The following is an 18,652-nucleotide window of genomic DNA, read 5'->3' on the forward strand; positions in this document are numbered from 1 at the left end:
AATCTCAGGAGTTTTATACTACTTCATGAGATTGCCGCGTCGATTCTACGAATCTCCTCGCAATGACGAAGTATTTAACTAAAAACTCCCACCTTAATAGCCTCCGGATTCACTACATCCCCACCAACTCTCTTCACTGCATAGAATTTGACAAAAGGCTTTTCGGTGTAGGGATCACGCATGATATTAATACCGCTTCTATCTACTATTTTGTAACCTGATTTAAAATCACCTATTGTAATAGCTGCTGTATCTTTATCAACTGGTTTCATGTTAGAGCTACAAACCACGGGAATACCGAATATAGTTTGCTTAAAGGACTCGGAAAGAGATTGCTGCCAGATAAAACGCCCTTGATTATCTTTAAGTTTCTGCACTTCTGATAAAGTTGCTCGGTTCATTAACAGCGTTGCATTGGCTAAATATTCCTCTTTGAGAGAATTTATAAAATCTAATAAGTTATCTGTTGTAATTTTATTACCCATTTTAACTTTTTCGATTTTATCATGATCAGGAGACAAGATGCCCCTCGGTTTTTTTACCCCATCACCATTTATAAATGCCTCATTTTCCGCTTTAACAAAGCTATCACGTAATCTCTCACTTAGCCAAGTCTCTATTTTAATAGTTGCATCATCGAGCAAAGCTTGGCTAGCTTTCGGTTGAGCATATAACTCATGAACAAATATCCGTTGTTGCTTTAATTTTGCTGCATTTGTTTCATCTCTTGCTTCTACTTCACCAATCCATCCACTATTAAATTTGCCGTCTTCGCTTATTATATCAAGAGCGTTTGTAGAAATTGTTTCAATTGAAGCAAGTTGCCTCATAGGCGATCTGGCATTTACTTCTGTAATGATACTATTATACAGGGTTTGTAATATTAAAAACCCACCTGCTTCAGCACCGCTATTTAAAGATGATTTTTGAGTAAAGCTATTTTCTTCACCTTTACGGACATAATTAATAAAAGCTGTTTTTTGTTCTTGGTCTTCGATATTTATATTATTTGGTCTTTCTAAGATATTTTGGATATTATGGACTTTTTCTTGTAATTCAGTGATTTGATTCGAATACTCCGTATTACTCTCTACCTCTTGTCCTTTAGTGATATATAAAATCTTAGCACTTTGATTAGCAGGAAAAGTAACAATACTTATTTCTAACAAATCAGCTTCGGTAATTACTCTCTGTTTTGCATCATTAAAAACCGAATTTTTTATATAAAAGCCGATCGATAAACCATCTATCGCCCCTTGCTTTATTAAATCTATTGCTTCACGACCAGCTTTAACCTTATTATTTATCACTGCTTCCATTTTTAAACCGTGATCATCTTCCACAAGATGACTAATAATTCCGATTGGTTTTTTACTATCATGCTGCCAAAGGAATTTTATATTTTGATGAGCGACATTTGCAAAAGCCCCTTTAACTATTAAGTCATTGTGATGATCGGCAATATTATAGACACTTGCATAGCCATTAATTACTATTTCACTATTAGTTGAGGATTTTATTTCTATATTGTCAAAAGTTTGATTACTGTAGATTATTTTTTTCATATGTTTATTACCTATTCTTCGTTGTCACTCTGCGGCTTGTATCTGCTAGATCTATTAAAAGTTGCAGTTCTGAAGCTAAAAATACTATAACTGAAAAAATGCTAGCACTAAGAGAGGATATAAAATTTGACTAACATATAAAGCTCCTCTATTATCTTAATCAATATATAATCACAAATAGAGTTCTAGTTATGAACAAAAATATAAAACTATTTTTTGCAGCAATTTTTATCGTATTCAGTGTAGGAAATAATATTATTTTGGCTGACGATTATCCCAAAAGTGAACAAGAACAGAAATGGGATGAAGTAGGTTCGATAGCTGGGGAAGAAGGGCTAGTTTTTAGACCAGGCAGAATTAAAAATGAATCTACTAAAGCAGCTGGTTGCTCAATTAATAAATATCTATGGCAAGCATCAATAAACACTCTAAGTTTTATTCCTCTTGCATCAGCTGACTCAAATGGCGGCGTTATCATTACAGAATGGTATAGCCCTCCCGCTACACCCAATTTTCGTTTTAAAATAAACATATTTATTAAGGATGATGTGATACATCCTGACGCAATTGAAGTAAAAGTATTTGAAGAAGTGCTGAAAAATAAACAATGGGTAATGAATGACAATACTTCGAATCTTGCTATCACACTTGAAGACAAAATTCTAAGAAAAGCAAGGGAAATATATATTAATAGTGCGAAATGATATGTCATTCCCACTCCTGTCATCCCGTGATTTATGAACTAGAGCCAGTTAAAAATACTAATAAAATTAGTATTTTTTATTATTTTCTGGATCTAGTTCCCAAGCTACGGTATGACATCAAGGCGTTTTTCGATCCACACAGAATGACATACATACCAAAAGAAATAAAAAACATGAATATCGAACAAAAATGGCAACAAATTTGGCAAGAAGAAAAAGCCTTTGAAGTACCAAATGAAAGCAGCAAACCTAAATATTACGTTTTAGAGATGCTACCTTATCCATCCGGTAAAATTCACGTAGGTCACGTACGTAATTATTCTATAGGTGATGTAGTTGCTAGATTCATGACTATGCAAGGCTTTAACGTACTTCATCCTATGGGCTGGGACTCTTTCGGCTTGCCAGCAGAAAATGCTGCAATAAAAAACAACTCTCATCCAAAAGAGTGGACTTATTCAAATATCGAGAATATGAAAAAGCAGCTGAAATCGATGGGCTTTTCTTATGATTGGTCTAGAGAGATAAATAGTTGCGACCCTGATTATTATAAACATGAGCAAAAATTCTTCTTAGAGCTTTACGAAAGAAATCTTGCTTATCAAAAAGAATCTCTTGTTAACTGGGATCCGGTTGATAATACTGTACTTGCAAACGAACAGGTTGTTGATGGGCGTGGTTGGCGTTCAGGTGCGATAGTTGAAAAGCGTTATTTAAAGCAATGGTTTTTAAAAATCACGAATTACGCTGAAGAGCTATTAAATGAAATTCCAAATTTAACGGAATGGTCTGAAGCAGTTCGCTCTATGCAAGAAAAATGGATCGGCAAATCAATAGGTGCTAACTTTCGTTTCAAAATTAAAGATAATGAAGATGCTATAGAGGTTTTCTCAACTAAGCCTGAAACTATCTTTGGAGCTAGCTTTGTAGGTATTGCTTTTAACCATCCAATAATAGAAAAATTAGTTTCTAAAACTCCTGAAATAGAAAATTTCATAGCTAAATGTTCAAATATAACTGGCTCTGCTGAACTTGACAAAGCTGAGAAAGAGGGAATATTTACCGGTCTTTACGTTGTTCATCCTTTTGACTCAAATATAACTATACCTGTTGTTATTACTAATTTCGTGTTGATGGATTACGGCACAGGTGCAGTTTTTGGCTGCCCTGCTCATGATCAGCGTGACCATGAGTTAGCTGTTAAAATGAACTTACCTATAAAGCAGGTAATTGAAGCGGATATTGATGTGCAGAAAACCGCCTATACTGAAGATGGGATAATTATTAATTCTGGTTTTCTAAATGGCTTATCTACTAATGAAGCTAAGCAAAAAGTCATAGAAGAATTTGAGAAATTAGGCATAGGCAAACGCACAATAAATTATCGACTGAAAGATTGGGGAATTTCAAGACAACGTTTTTGGGGCTGCCCTATCCCTATAATCCACTGTGAGTCTTGCGGTTTAGTACCTGTACCTGACTCGGATTTACCGGTTACGCTACCTGATGACGTGAAATTTGATGGTCAAGGCAACCCTTTAGACAATCACCCAACTTGGAAGCATGTTAACTGCCCGAAATGTAGCAAGCCTGCTATTCGTGAAACTGATACTTTTGATACGTTTTTCGAATCTTCTTGGTATTTCACAAGATATTGTAATAGCCAGGCTCTAGAAATGACCGATAAAAAAGCTTGCGATTATTGGTTGCCGGTTGATAAATATATTGGCGGAATTGAACATGCGGTAATGCATTTATTATATGCAAGGTTTTTTACCAAAGTAATGAACGAGCAGAATTATGTTAGCGTCCGTGAACCTTTTAAAGGGTTATTCACGCAAGGTATGGTGCTGCACGCTACTTATAAAGACGAGCATAATAATTGGCTATATCCTGAGGAAGTAATTAAAAAAGGTAATGAATTTTTCCATAAAGATAATGGTGGTTTGGTTACACAAGGTCGCATCGAGAAAATGAGTAAATCCAAAAAGAACCTCATTGATCTTGAAACTATGCAACAACAATATGGTGCAGATGCAATAAGATTTTTTGTATTATCTGACAGCCCACCGGAAAAAGATTTAGAATGGTCAGCAAGCGGTATTGAAGGAAGTGCACGTTTCATCAATAAGCTTGAACAAATGCAAGAAGCGATAATAAAGCTTTCAGATAATGACAATACTAATAAAGAATTAAAGAGGTTAATCCATTTCACCATTAAATATGTTGCTGAGGATATAAAACATTTTGCTTTAAATAGAGCAATAGCACGTATGCGTGAACTTTTTAATGCTATATCGAGCGAGATAAATAAAGAAGAAATTGACGTGCAGAACGCAAAACACGGCTTTAATGTACTAATTCAGCTATTAAATCCTTTCATTCCACATATTACAGAAGAAATTTGGCAAAAGCTTGGTCACAAAACATTTTTATATAATGCGGCATTTTCTACTTTTGATGAATCGATGCTAGAGCTAGACACATATGTTATAGCAGTTCAGGTTAACGGCAAACTTCGTGATACTTATGAGTTTAATACATCCGCAAGTGAAGATGAAATAAAGCAAATTGTTATTAACTTACCGAAAGTTCAAAAATTTTTAGAAAGCAAAGAACCTAAAAAAATTATCCTTGTTCCTAAAAAGATCATAAATATTATTTGTTGAAGATTCTCATTACGCAACTCCTGTCATCCCGTGACTTGATCACGGGAACTTATATCATATTCTGTGTCCTGAGATCCCGTGGACAAGCCACGGGATGACATCTTATAATAACCTAACAAATTGTCATATTTTACCTAAATATTAAACTATCCATAAACATTGTGACAAAAATGTTATAAAAAAATGTTGCTTTCTTTTAGATTCGGCATTAACGTATATATTTATGTCAACATTTTATGGTAAGTCATAATGTCACTGATAGATGTTTTAATAGTAGACGATGAAGAAGATATACGGAATATCATTGCTGCAATTTTAAAGGATGAGGGTTTTAATCCTAAAGTTGCAGCTAATAGTACGCAAGCTCTTAAAATACTTGCTGAAAAGCCAGTATCTGCAGTGATACTTGATATTTGGCTTCAAGGAAGTGAGATGGATGGTCTTGGTATCTTAGAGGTGATTAAAAAACGCTACCCTTTAATGCCAGTAATAATTATTAGTGGTCATGGTACAATAGAGACAGCAGTAAATGCTATAAAAATGGGAGCTTACGACTATATAGAAAAACCTTTTAATAATGATAAGCTAGTTATTTTACTCAAAAGAGCTTGTGAAGTTACAAAGCTAAAACGTGAGAATATAGATTTAAAATCAAAAGTTATAGATAAGACTGAGCTAGTAGGCAACTCCACTATTACTTTAAAATATAAAGCAGAAATAGACAAAGCGGCAAGCTCCAGTAGCCGTATTATGATTCATGGTAAAGTAGGTAGTGGTAAAGAGTTAACAGCAAGGTTAATTCATAAAAAATCAAAGAGAGTTAATAATCCATTCATTATTTTCAGTCCTACATGCATGACTTTAGAAAAAATCAATCAAGAGTTATTTGGGGAAGCAGAAAAACAAGAAAGCAATAATAACAGTAACAAACGACCTACTATTTTAGAATTTGCTAATAACGGCACTTTATATATAGACGAAGTTAGTAATATCCCAGTTCCAATTCAAATAAAATTATTAAAATTTTTAAAAGATCATACCATAAAAAAACCTTGTGGGAAAATTGTCAAAGTTGACATAAAAATCATCACTGGTACTTCTAAAAATATTCAGGAAGAGGTTAATAACGGTAGGTTTTTAGAAGATTTATATTATCGCCTAAATGTATCGTCATTAAAAGTACCATCATTATTTGAGAGAAAAGAAGATATACCACTGCTAGTCAAATATTTCGTTAAACAACTTTCAAAATTTTCAGGTTTAAAGGAACGTATTTTTGCCGATGAAACTATTGCTGCATTACAATCTTACGAGTGGCCAGGTAATATTAGACAGTTACGCAACGTTGTTGAGTGGACTTTAATTATGAATCCTATCACTTCAGGAAATAATGAAATCATTAAACCCTATATGATACCTTCAGAGATTCTAGCAAACAGCGTTAATCTAACTAAACTTGAAGATAGCTTTGATATGCTATCTATGCCCCTTAGAGAAGCTAGAGAAGTTTTTGAACGCCAATATCTATCAGCACAAATGAGTCGTTTTAATAATAATATCTCGAAAACATCTTCATTTGTTGGTATGGAGCGATCAGCATTGCATCGTAAATTAAAACTATTAAGCTTGCATATACCTCCGACAGGCAGAATAAACGAGGAGGAATATGAAGAAGCAAACGCCTAACCTACTTCTAGTATTTACTTTTTCGCTATTCTTAACTAACTGCTCTGAACCTACACGTGATGCGAATGGTTTATTAACTGATAGCCAAAGTACTGTGATTAGGAATTACATAATATCACAAAATGCTAAAAACCTTAAAGTTAACCTTAAAGGACAATTTGGCTCAAATCTAAGAGGATTAAAACTAATTGGAGTAAAATTAATAGACGAAGATTTATCAGAGGTAGATTTAACTTCATGCGAAATATTACGTGCTGATTTTACTGGAGCTAATTTACAAAAAGCTATCTTAACAAATGCTATCATACAAGAAAGTAATTTTGCAAATGGGACAATACAAAATGTTTCAGGATATAACTCTGATTTCCAAGGCTCTATTTTTGATAATATTACTCTGCAAGATATAAATTTTGTTCAGGCAAATTTTAGTAATACTGCTTTTAGTAAAACTACTATTAAAAATGTAAATTTTGAAAATGCTAAGCTTGAAAATATATTATGGAATAACAATACTCTTGATGGGGTTAATTTTCAAAAAGCCGTTCTTAAAAGCAATAGTTTTAAAAATACTAATATAGAAAATTCAATATTTTATGGTGCAGATTTAGAGGGGAGTATCATAAATAATACTAATTTTACTAATAATTATTTTGAATCTAGTGACTTAAGTAGAGCGAAATTAACTGCCGTAATAATTAAGGATTCTAATTTTACACAAAGTATATTTAATGAGATAAATTTTAACAATGTACAGTCTAATAACTCTATTTTTTCTTATACTACTTTTCAAGGTTCAACCCTGCAAAATATCAGTATAGTTAAATGTGATTTACAAAGTAGTGTAATTAGCGGCTCTACTTTAACTCAGTTTAAAGTAGATACTAGCTTATTAAATAATGTAAGCCTAAATGATATTAAGTTTAATAATTTATCGATAAAAAATAGTAACGCTAATTTTGCAAGATTTAATAAAATGGCTGGGGTAAATATTACTTTCAACAATTTAAGTTGGACTAATAATATCTTTAGCAATAATGATGTTAAGCAGTTCACAGTAATTAATACCGACTTAAATAATAGTGAATTATCAAACTCGAATATAAGCAATAGTCAGTTTAGTAATGTAAATTTTTCTAAAACATTAATGCAAAATGTAAATTTTTCGGATGTAAAAATTACTTCAGGAAATTTAAATCAGATAGCTTTAATAGGATCTAATTTAACGAATACTACATTTAACAATTCTTCTTTTTATAATTCGCAAATAAATAACAGCCACTATATAAATTCGACTTTTGTTAATACCAACTTTGCAAGCAATATCATTTTAAATAGTGAAGATTTTAGTAAATTTCCATCAAATATATTAATTACTTCAGTAAAGGATTTACCAAAAACTACTAATTTAACAAATATGAATTTAGCAAATTTTGACTTAAGTAATTTAATATTTAACGCAGTTAACTTTTCTGGTGCTATTTTTAAAAATGCTAATTTAGCAAATACAGCAATTAAAAGTTCTATTATAGAAAAAGCAGATTTTTCTAATGCAATAGTTAGTAAAACAGACTTTTCAAACTCTACATTAACGGATAGTATATTTAAATCGGCTAAAATTGATCAAGCTAATTTCACTGGTAGTAACTTAACTAATGCTGACTTTACTGAGGCAGAAATTAAAAATACTCAGCTTGATAAAGCTACAACTACCGGAGTAAAGGGGATAGATAATTCTAATTGATAGAATGAGAAATTAGAATTTTATCTCAAGAGTTAACGATTAGGTAAAAATCCGTATAGTACCAGATAGTTATTAAAAAAATGTTATATTTTATTCAAATATAGGTGACCTTATATGTCATTCCCACATAGGCTTTGCCTGCGTGAATCATTTTCCCCTGTCATCTCCGTGATTTATTCACGGGATCCAGTTAAAAATACTAATAAAATTAGTATTTTTAATTATTTTTCCTGGATTGCCACGCTCATTTCATTCGCTCGCAATGACGATTTGAAAACCTAATAAAAACTATCTGGTACTATTAAAAATTCGTTAGAATCGATAGAAAGGAGTATTAACTGTTAAAAAAATTTTTGATTTTCAGCTTATCTTCTTTAGATAAATCAGGTTTGAACCTGTATATGTCCTTTTTGTTTGGGCTTTCGGGTCTATATTTAAATTCACCTCTAGCAGTTTTGATTGTAACGATCTGATCAGGAGCACCCCATTTAGGAAAGTCATAATTTATCACTACATCACCATTTTGTAAACCCGATTTATAAGCATTACTGTTTTCATCAATATTTTTTATCATATTATTATTTAATAAAGCATCTCTATCAAAACCACGATCATACGCCCCCATTTTTGTTTTCTCAATCGGTAATATTTTAGCTACATCACTTAAATCTATAGTATTACCTTGCTCTATATATTCGTTTATTTCTTTATCTATTCCTTTTGGAATATAATTTTTAGTGATCTGTTTAAAATAATCTGTAGAAAATTCTTTTTGCTTTGCTGTTTTAAATAAATCAAGCATAACATTATCTAACGATTTACTTTTACTATTCTCTTTTATAAGGTTATTTAGATAAAGTGCAAAAATAAATCCACGATAATAAGGCAATTTACTTACGGCGTAATTTCTCCAAGAATCTTCTTCAATTTTGCTATTAGGTTCATTTATTACTGGTGATAAATAATAATCCTTAAAAAATTGGTTAAATTCTTCTACAAATTCTTCCACAGTTATAACTCCAGAACGCAAAGCCAAAACTCTAGAATAATAATCAGTAAATCCTTCGCTCCACCAATAATTTAAATCTGAAGTATTACGTATTTTCTTACCTATCCAATTATGCAAATGCTCATGAGCAAGTAAAGTCGTATAATCCTGCTTATTCAAACCTTGTGGAATAAAAGCGGTAAAACTATGAGTTAAGGCTGTGCCGCCCATATGCATTGGTTGATCGCCCTCAACTAAACTTATTAAATAATATGGAAAATCATTATCATGAAAAAATGCTCGCTGACCTTTAATAATTTTATTTGTATAAGAAGCTATTTCTTGGTCTTTCAAATCGAACTGACCATGCAAAGAAAGATAAACAGGATTTTTTTTATTAACTATTTTATAAATACGTAAATCTCCTGCCGCATAAATAGCATCATATAGCCCAATTGGCGTAGCTTTAAACTTGATATTTTTACCAAGACCATAATCGGATATAGCCTGCCAAGCTTCGGGAATATTATTCCACTCAACATTATATTCTACTATATCCTCTTTCTTTAGATCTCTAGGAGTAGCAAAAAGTCCCCAACCGGGTGAATGGATTAAATTTTGTCTAATTATAGTCTCATGAACTTTTGAAGGGTTACCGGTTTTTTGGTATATTTCATAGCTTAAACGAATAATATTGATTTTTCCTATATTAAAAATAGCTTCATTAGAGTTTTGATTTCTAAATTTTAATTTCCCGATCGGATATTCTAGCTTAACATTTTTGATTTGCTGATAGTAAGAAGCACTAGCCCAAGCATATGGTAAATCTAAAATAACTTCACCGTCGATATCGCCTATTATTTCCGTTTCAACCTTGATAGCGGAAACAGGACGATCATTTAAAGGGGTTATTTTATAATTTATCTGCCGATAAGTATTTGCTAGTACCAAAGTTGGAATTAGAATTATAGATATTATTAAAAATTTTTTTATTAGATTCATTTACAAAACTCATAGACCTAGTTAGCAAGCCACGATGTGATAGGGGAAAATGATCCACGCAAGCAATGCCGTCATGGGGTAAAAATGGTTAAGACTGATACATATAACAACCTTTAAGCATAATGACAGATTTAACATTTTAAGAACTACCTAACAATAATTTCAAATCCTTTAAGTGAGCTATTGAAGATATAAAATCATGAGTTAAATTTTCTGACCTGGAACAAATAATATTATTAAATCCAAGCTTTAAAGCCTCTTTTATTCTTGCTTCGGCTTTGGCAGTTTTTCTTATTTCACCCGATAGGCTTATTTCACCAAAAAATACGCTATGCTCCGGTAGAGGCTTATTTGTAGCTGCGGAAATAAGGCTAGCTGCTACCGCTAAATCTGATGCAGGTTCGTTTATTTTAAGTCCGCCTGCAATACTTAAATATACTTCATAATTGGCAAGATTTAGTCCTATTCTGCTACTTAATACCGCAAGTATCATTGATAACCTGTTAACGTCCCAGCCGACAGCAGAGCGTCTAGGCGTTACCATATTTGACGGCACTATTAAAGCTTGCACTTCCATAAGTAGTGGTCTTGAACCTTCGATTCCAGCAAAAATTGCTGTACCTATCACATTTTGCTCTCGCTTCATCAAAAATAACTCGGATGGGTTAGTGACCTCGATAAGCCCGCTACTGCTCATCTCAAACACACCTATTTCCCCAACTCCGCCAAAACGGTTTTTATAAGAGCGTAAAATACGGAAATGGTTATTATGATCACCCTCGAAATATAGTACAGTATCAACTAAATGCTCAAGCAATTTAGGACCTGCTAACTGCCCATCTTTGGTTACGTGACAGCTAAGTAGAATAATGATATTATTTTGCTTGGCATAATTAACAAACTCATGAGCACATGTACGAATTTGGGAAACAGTACCAGGAGGGGAAGATAGTTCCCGTGTTGCAATTGTTTGAATAGAGTCGATAACCACTAAATCGATATTACCTTTATTCGCCTCAAGGCTTGCTATAATATCTTCTAAATTATTAGCAGCTAAAATATTTGTTTTATCATTAACTAAATCTAGTCTTAAAGCTCTTAGCTTTATCTGATCAAGCGACTCTTCACCTGTTATATATAAACATTTTACTTTTGAAGCAAAACTGCCGGCAACTAGCTGCAACAATAAGGTAGATTTTCCAATACCAGGATCGCCGCCTATTAATATAGCTGAACCGAGTACTAAACCGCCGCCTAGGACCCTATCTAACTCACCAATTGGCGTAGAAATACGCACCTGATCAGTTACATTACTAGATAATTGTTCGAAATCTTGTTTACTTCCTATTTTGGCAATATTCTTATTTGAAATTACTTTTTCTTCAACAATACTACCCCATACCCCACAATCAAAGCACTGCCCCGACCATTTAGGGCTAGTATTCCCACAATTAGAACAAATATAGTGCTTTTTCTCTTTGGTCATGTTATTTCTCATCAAGTAAAAATAATATAGTCAATTAAGAAAATAATTTCAATTTAAGAATTTATAAACGCTAGTATAGGATAAGATTTTAAAAAACCTTATCCTGTATTCATTCGTATTATAAAGATTGGGTTAATGCAGTTGAATTTAATTATAAGCTGTAAGAAGAAGCATCCTTATTATGTAGTGATTCACCGTAACTTTCTGCTTCTGATGCTCCTAAAATTGATACTCCATCATTTATAGGAGTTTTAGCTTCATCTTCTCTAGAAATTTCTAGAAAACTAAATATTTCTTTTTGCTTAGTATCCATGTTTTTATGAGAAAGTAGCATTTTAACTATATTAGTTTTTTCATTAGAAAAAGCTATCAATAAAGCGGTTTCTTTACCTTTGTTTAATTCATTAATTTTAATATCTTCACGAGAAAGTAGCACTTTAACTATCTCAGGCTTATCGTTATCAACGGCTTTATGTAAAGGAGTCTTTCCTTGGTTATCTTTTTCATTTACATCAGTTTCTTTACGAAGAAGTAGCATTTTAACTATCTCAGGTCTATTACTCTTAACCGCTCCATGTAAAGGAGTCTCTCCTTGGTTATCTTTTTCATTTACATCAATCTCTTCACAAAGAAGTAGCATTTCAATTATCTTATGGTTGTAACTACGTATAGCTTTATGTAAAGGAGTATCTCCATATTTATCTTTTTCATTGACATTAATATTTTCACAGGAAAGTAACATTTCAACTATCTCAGGGTTACTACTCTTAATAGCTAGATGTAAAGGAGAATTTCCTCCTAAATCTTTTGTATTAACTTCAAGATTTTTATAAGAAGTTAGGAATTTAACTACCTCAGTTTTTCCCTGATCAATAGCTGCATGTAAAAGTGTATTACCATTTTCATCTTCTGCGTTAATATCAAACTCTTCAAGATTTATTAGATATCTGAATATGTCTTCATCAAAATTAACTATTACTTTATTATCTACAGATCTAGAATAGAAATCTATTTTTTCTTCCATTAATGTTCGTATGATATCATTTTTATCAAAAAATGTAGCTATAGGAAAAATCTCTTTTCCTAACTCTGTAACGTTTATAAATTGTATAAGATCATCTAATATAAATTCTATGAGTTCATATATTGTACTATCTTGACTTTCATGCAATCCCAATAATATCTTAGTTAATTCATTAGATATTTTAATTCCTTGATAGTTACTTAAATTTTTGGTATCTTTTTCAAAGAATGCAGCTATTAGTTCTAACTCTTTTTTATCAAAATTATCTATTTTGCCAAGCTCAATAAGTTTTCTTAAAGTTAAAGGACAGATACCTGCAATAACGCATTCTATAAGTTTAAAATTAGATTTTATATCTATCTCATTTATTTTATATAATTCTCTGCTTTCTATGTAGTTTATATCAATAAAGCTAATTTGTTTGTCACTAAGCAGTTTTAAAATATTATCTTTTAATAAATCCACTGATTTTTCGTCTGGTATATCCATTAAATCTTTCAATCCTTGTAAAGGCTTATCAGGATAAAAATTACGAGCTGCTTCAAATAGCTTTTTTACCAAAGAAACTCCATCATCATCAGTCATATGACTATGCTCTGCTAAGGTGCATAGTAAGTCATAATTACTTAAATAAGGTTCTATTTCTTCTTTTGTCACTATTCCTTCTTTTACTAATTTATGTTCTTCAACATTAGTTACCTCTTTTCTTCCTCTTAAATTACTTTGCTGTTTTTGTAAGTTTTGAAAGTTTTGTTTGTTAAGATCTTGAAGAGAGGTTTTATACTCATTAATTAAAGCTTTTTTTTCTTCAATAGAAGTAATTTGATTTGGGTGCTAGGCGAAGTGGATAAATTACAGTTGGTGAGAATCCAATCTACGTAAAGTTTAGCCAGCAGCGTAGAACCAAATCTCACATGTAAGGAGGTAACGAATTATGTGAAGCTGAGAGGCGGGATGTATCGGGTTGTAACGCAAGTGAAGGATATAAGCTCCGAAATGTACAATATTGTAGAGGTTGACATGTTGTATCACATGGAAAGCAGAATGTGTAGTTGCGATAAGGCAAGCAACTATTGCTCTACCGGAGTCTCAGGCCACGACACGATACAAGATGGAATTTATCTAAATCTAGGAGATCCATTGTATTCTTACGTAAGTGAGTACTTTGAAACAAGTTGTCAAGAGCAAGGATTAAAGGAAGATACAATGGAAGTCGGACTGACTAATAGTACTTTGAGCATGGGAAAGCCATGTACATGGGGAAGTGGTCAGCAATATAGCGTTAGTTTAAGTACGCTTAATTCACTAATACACGGAGGTTAGAGAGTAGAATGGAAAGTAAACTTAAACTTATATCTGCGAAAGCTAAGGAAGATAAGAGACTAAAATTTACGGCATTAGTGCATCATGTAAATAAGGAAAATCTTATTGAATGTTACAAGGAGCTAAAGAAAAATAGAGCTTGTGGCATAGATGAAGTAACAGTTGAAGAATATGGCAAGAATCTTGAAGAGAATATAGACAATCTGCTACATAGACTGAAGGATAAAAGCTATAGAGCCAATGCTGTACGACGGGTAGAAATACCTAAAGCTAATAGTAAAGAAAAGCGAGGGCTTGGCATTCCGACAGTTGAAGATAAATTAGTGCAGCTAGTAGTTAAGAAGTTATTAGAAGCAATATATGAACAAGATTTTCTAGAGTGCTCTTATGGATTCAGGCCTAACTTAAGCTGTCATGCAGCAATAAAAGCGTTAGATACAGTAGTAATGAAAAAGCCAATTAACTATGTTGTAGAAGTTGATATTAGAAAATTTTACGATAACATAAATCATTACTGGTTGCAAAGGTGTTTAGAAGAGAGAATATTAGACAAGAATTTTATATGGCTAATAAGAAGGCTTTTAAAAGCAGGAGTAATCAAGGATGGTGTTGTTAGTACCAGCGATCAAGGTACATCGCAAGGCTCAGTGGCAAGCCCAATTCTTGCAAATATCTATTTACATTATGTTTTAGATTTATGGTTTGGGAAAGTTGTTAAACCAAAAGCTAAAGGCTATGTTGAACTAATCAGATATTGTGATGATTTTGTGGTGTGTTGCGAAAGTCAGAAGGATGCGGAAGAATTTTTAAGCCTACTACATGATAGATTAAAAAGTTTTGGATTAGCTATATCAGAAGAGAAAACAAGGATTGTTAAGTTTGGTAGACGTCCTTGGCAACTCGCCAGTAAAAATAAAGAGAAATTAGAGACATTTAACTTTCTGGGTTTTACCCATTATTGCGGGAAAAGTAGGCAAGGATACTTTATAATGGGTCATAAGACTATAAAGAGTAGCTTTGCAAGAAAACTAAAAGAAACGCAAGAATGGTTAAAAGCAATAAGATCTCAAGCAGTTTTAAAAGACTGGTGGCCAATACTGAAATCAAAATTAACAGGACATTATTTCCTTCAATTATAGAATAAAGTTCTTTAGCTGGTAATAAGTTAACTTTTGCTTTCATGTTAATACTTTATTAAAATTTTTGATGTATTTTAATAAATAATTATTAATTTGTCAATAATTTGTGTTGAGTAAATTAAGGGATATCGTTTAAAAGTGCTGTTACGTGAATTAGCTCAGCTAATGTCACCCCGTGGCTTGACCCTATAGTACCGGACAGTTTTAAAAAAGTGTTATATTTTATTCAGGTGTAGGTGACCTTATATGTCATTCCCGTCGTTGCTAAGAATGACATAGAAGCTATGCGATAATACTCGGCAGGCAAATGACATAATCATATTATAACATCTTTATAGTATTACCTCAAATAGAATGATAACATATATAAAATATTATATAATTTCAAGAAAATCTTTAGTTTATTTAGCACTTAAAAAAGATACTATTAATTACATAATTTTCTTATAAAAAAAATATTACAAGCCATAACTTTCTTGATCTTCTTCTAATCCTCCTAAAACAGATGTATCTAGTTCTATATTAGAAATCGGCACAGAATCATTTTGCACTTTTTCAGTAAGCTTAGCTTCATGTAAACGTAAAATTTCAGCTATTTCAGTTTCTTTCCACCAAATAGCACACTCTAAGAGAGTATTGCCAGTACTATTTTTTTCATTTACTTTAATATCCGGGTGAGAAAGCAAAAGCTTTACTAGTTCAGTTTTACCCTCTCTGATAGCCTTTTCTAAAGGAGCTCGATTCCATTTGTCTTTTTCATTAACTTTAATATCTGGATGAGAAAGTAATAATTTAACTATTTTAGATTTACCACTATCGATAGCTTTCTCTAAAAGAGTTTCTCCCAGCTGATTTTTTTCTTTAACGTTAATATCTTTATGTGAAAGCAAAAGCTCTACTATTTCAGTTTTACCATGACTAATAGCCTGCTCTAAAGGAGTTTTATCCCATCCATCTTTTTCATTTACTTTAATATCTGGATGTGAAAGTAATAGCTCTACTATTTCTTTTTTATCCAACCAAATGGCTTGATTTAATGGGGTATTTCTGGCGTTATCCTGTTCATTAATATTAACCTCTGAAAAAGAAAGCAGTTTTTTCACTATAAATGTTTTACCAAGATTAATCGCTGAATGAAAAACAGTATTACCAGAACTGTTTTTGTCATTAATTTTAATATTTTTATAGGAAAGTAAACTTTCTACTAATTCAGATTTATCATAAAAAATTATACTATTTAAAATATTGTTACCATATTGATCTTTTTGATTAATATCAATGCAGTTATGAGAAATTAAAAGTTCAAATATTTCCAGTTTAATAATAGCAAAATTTAAAAGCGAATAATTATTTTGATTTTCTTTATTAACATCTAGATGAGAAAGTACTATTTTAACTATTTCAGGATTATTACTATTGACAGCTTGATATAAACATTCTTTTTCCTCATTGATATTCATATTCGGATGAAAAATTAATTTCTTAACTATCTCAACTTTATTACCTTTAATAGCCAACATTAAAGGAGTATTTCCCCATTGATCTTTTGCATTAAGTTTAACATCGTTATGGGAGAGTAACTTTTCAACTATTTCAAGTTTGTCATTATTGATAGCTCGATGTAAAAATGTTCTATTTTCTTGGTCTTTTTCATTAACATTAATATTCGGATAAGGAAGTAGCATTTCGACTATTTCAGCTTCAGCACAAATAACAGCTAACTCTAAAAGAGTACTTCCATTCTGATTTTTTGTACTTAAATCAATATCTGGATGAGAAAGTAATGCTTCAACTACTTGATATTTATTGCTACTAACCGCACACACTAAAGGAGTATTACCATTCTGATCCTTTTTATTAATTTTAATATCTTTATGAGAAACTAGTATTTCAACTATTTCGATTAAGCTATTAGTAATAGCCTGATGTAGAGGAGTATTACCATGTTGATCTTTTCCATTAACTTCAATATTTGGATGTGTAAGTAGGAGTTTAGCTATTTCAAGCTCTCTCTCTTTAATAGATGCTTCTAAAAGAGTCTCGTCGTCTTCACCTAGTTCATTAACATTTAACCCCTCAAAACCTAATAAATATTCAAATATTTCTATATTATCAAAATTGAATTCTAAAGACTTAATTAAAGCTTTAGAAGAAGGGTTAATTTTGGCTTCTTTTAATTTTTTTATTATATTTATATTTTCATAGCATGCAGCCGCTACAACAAGTTCTTCTGCTACATTTTGTACATTTATAAAAGGTATTAGATCATCTAAATCATAGGCAAGTTCTTCATTTAAATTTAATAATAGTTTACTTACCTCATTAGATAATTTTGTTTCTTGAGATTTATTTAAAGCATCAGTATCTTTTTCAAAAAATGCAGCTACTAGCTCTAATTCATTTCTATTAAAATTATCTATTTTATCGTCTTCAATAAGTTTTTGTAAACTTAAAGGGCAGCCACCTGCAATAATACATTCTAAAAGCTTAAAATGAGCTTTTATTTCTATCTGATTTATTCTATGTAATTCTTTGCTTTCTATATAATTTATATCTACAAAGCTAATTTGTTTGTTGTCAAGCAATTCTAAAATATTATCTCCTAATAAACTACTTGCCTTTTGGTATGGTAACTCCATCAACTCTTTTAACCCTTGTGATGGATTAGAATAAAAATTTCTAGCTATTTCAAATAATCTTTTTACCAGAGGAGTATTTTCTTCATTCGTTAAACTGCTGTTTTCGGCTAATAAATTAAGCAATTCATAATTGCTTAAATAAGGCTCTATTTTTTCTTTTGTTACTATTCCTTCTTTTACTAATTTATGTTCTTCAACATTAGTTATTTCTTTATTATCTCTTAAATCATCTTGCTTCTTTTGTAAATTCTGAGCTATTTGCTTATTAAAAGCTTCAATTTCTAGTTTGTATTGACTAATTATGACTTTCTTTTCATCAGGTGAAGTAGCTTGATCTAATCTATTTAAATATTCTTTTTCTAATTCAGTACTTGGTTCTAATTTAGTATTTTGTTTTATATTTTTTAGAATTCCATTTTTTATTAATTCTGCAGTTTGCGTATATATATTTTTTTGTTCTTCTTTAGTAATTTTTTTATATTTACAGTAGTCTATAATTGCCTGATTAATTTCCTCAATTTCATCATCTAATCCCGAATAATCGCTATTTTTTTGGATTAAACCAATGCTTGTTATTTGCTCTACAATATATTTAATAATATCTTCTTGCTTATTTGATTCTAGCGGGAATATATTTTGTATTATTGATTTTAAGTTTATTAAAATCATCCCATAAAGTTCTTGAT

10 protein-coding genes are annotated in these 18,652 nt (G+C 31.5%); 5 read left to right on the top strand and 5 right to left on the bottom strand.

The features are described from left to right. Window positions 1-74: 74 nt before the first annotated feature. Window positions 75-1,565, bottom strand: a complete 1,491-nt coding sequence (locus AAHF54_RS01515) for a phage major capsid protein (protein WP_342170097.1) — start codon at window positions 1,563-1,565, stop codon at window positions 75-77. Between the two features lie 191 nt (window positions 1,566-1,756). On the opposite strand from AAHF54_RS01515, the gene AAHF54_RS01520 reads away from it, so the two are divergent. From AAHF54_RS01520 to AAHF54_RS01535, 4 genes are all read left to right on the top strand, one after another. Continuing rightward, window positions 1,757-2,269, top strand: coding sequence for a DUF3576 domain-containing protein (locus tag AAHF54_RS01520; protein ID WP_341788856.1), 513 nt, complete (start codon window positions 1,757-1,759; stop codon window positions 2,267-2,269). A 173-nt stretch (window positions 2,270-2,442) separates the two neighbouring features. Beyond that, entirely contained in the window at window positions 2,443-4,938 is a 2,496-nt protein-coding gene (gene leuS / locus AAHF54_RS01525; RefSeq protein ID WP_342170098.1) for a leucine--tRNA ligase, read from the top strand. A 249-nt stretch (window positions 4,939-5,187) separates the two neighbouring features. Then, the gene (locus AAHF54_RS01530) at window positions 5,188-6,624 is read left to right on the top strand and encodes a sigma-54 dependent transcriptional regulator (protein ID WP_341788858.1); all 1,437 of its coding nucleotides are present in this window, start codon (window positions 5,188-5,190) and stop codon (window positions 6,622-6,624) included. Next, window positions 6,605-8,365, top strand: coding sequence for a pentapeptide repeat-containing protein (locus AAHF54_RS01535; protein WP_341788859.1), 1,761 nt, complete (start codon window positions 6,605-6,607; stop codon window positions 8,363-8,365). Before AAHF54_RS01530 ends, AAHF54_RS01535 begins: the two co-directional genes overlap by 20 nt. Window positions 8,366-8,699: 334 nt before the next feature. Here AAHF54_RS01535 and AAHF54_RS01540 read toward each other — a convergent pair whose 3' ends face one another. The 3 genes from AAHF54_RS01540 to AAHF54_RS01550 all read right to left on the bottom strand — a co-directional run bounded on the left by AAHF54_RS01540 (window position 8,700) and on the right by AAHF54_RS01550 (window position 13,522). Continuing rightward, window positions 8,700-10,355: a M1 family aminopeptidase gene (locus AAHF54_RS01540; protein ID WP_341794854.1), complete on the bottom strand. Its 1,656-nt coding sequence runs from the start codon at window positions 10,353-10,355 to the stop codon at window positions 8,700-8,702. 139 nt (window positions 10,356-10,494) lie between these two features. Beyond that, entirely contained in the window at window positions 10,495-11,841 is a 1,347-nt protein-coding gene (gene radA / locus AAHF54_RS01545) for a DNA repair protein RadA (RefSeq protein ID WP_341794855.1), read from the bottom strand. A 151-nt stretch (window positions 11,842-11,992) separates the two neighbouring features. Then, window positions 11,993-13,522 (bottom strand): ankyrin repeat domain-containing protein, encoded by a 1,530-nt coding sequence (locus AAHF54_RS01550; protein ID WP_341788862.1) that lies wholly within the window; start codon window positions 13,520-13,522, stop codon window positions 11,993-11,995. Between the two features lie 674 nt (window positions 13,523-14,196). Here AAHF54_RS01550 and ltrA point away from each other — a divergent pair. After that, on the top strand, window positions 14,197-15,327 hold the full coding sequence (gene ltrA / locus AAHF54_RS01555) for a group II intron reverse transcriptase/maturase (RefSeq protein ID WP_341788863.1): 1,131 nt from the start codon (window positions 14,197-14,199) through the stop codon (window positions 15,325-15,327). A gap of 458 nt (window positions 15,328-15,785) precedes the next feature. Here ltrA and AAHF54_RS01560 read toward each other — a convergent pair whose 3' ends face one another. After that, window positions 15,786-18,635, bottom strand: coding sequence for an ankyrin repeat domain-containing protein (locus AAHF54_RS01560; RefSeq protein ID WP_341788864.1), 2,850 nt, complete (start codon window positions 18,633-18,635; stop codon window positions 15,786-15,788). Window positions 18,636-18,652 lie beyond the last annotated feature (17 nt).

Origin of the sequence: Rickettsia endosymbiont of Seladonia tumulorum (genome assembly GCF_964030815.1) — a bacterium.
In the GTDB taxonomy this organism is placed as follows: Bacteria; Pseudomonadota; Alphaproteobacteria; order Rickettsiales; family Rickettsiaceae; genus Rickettsia.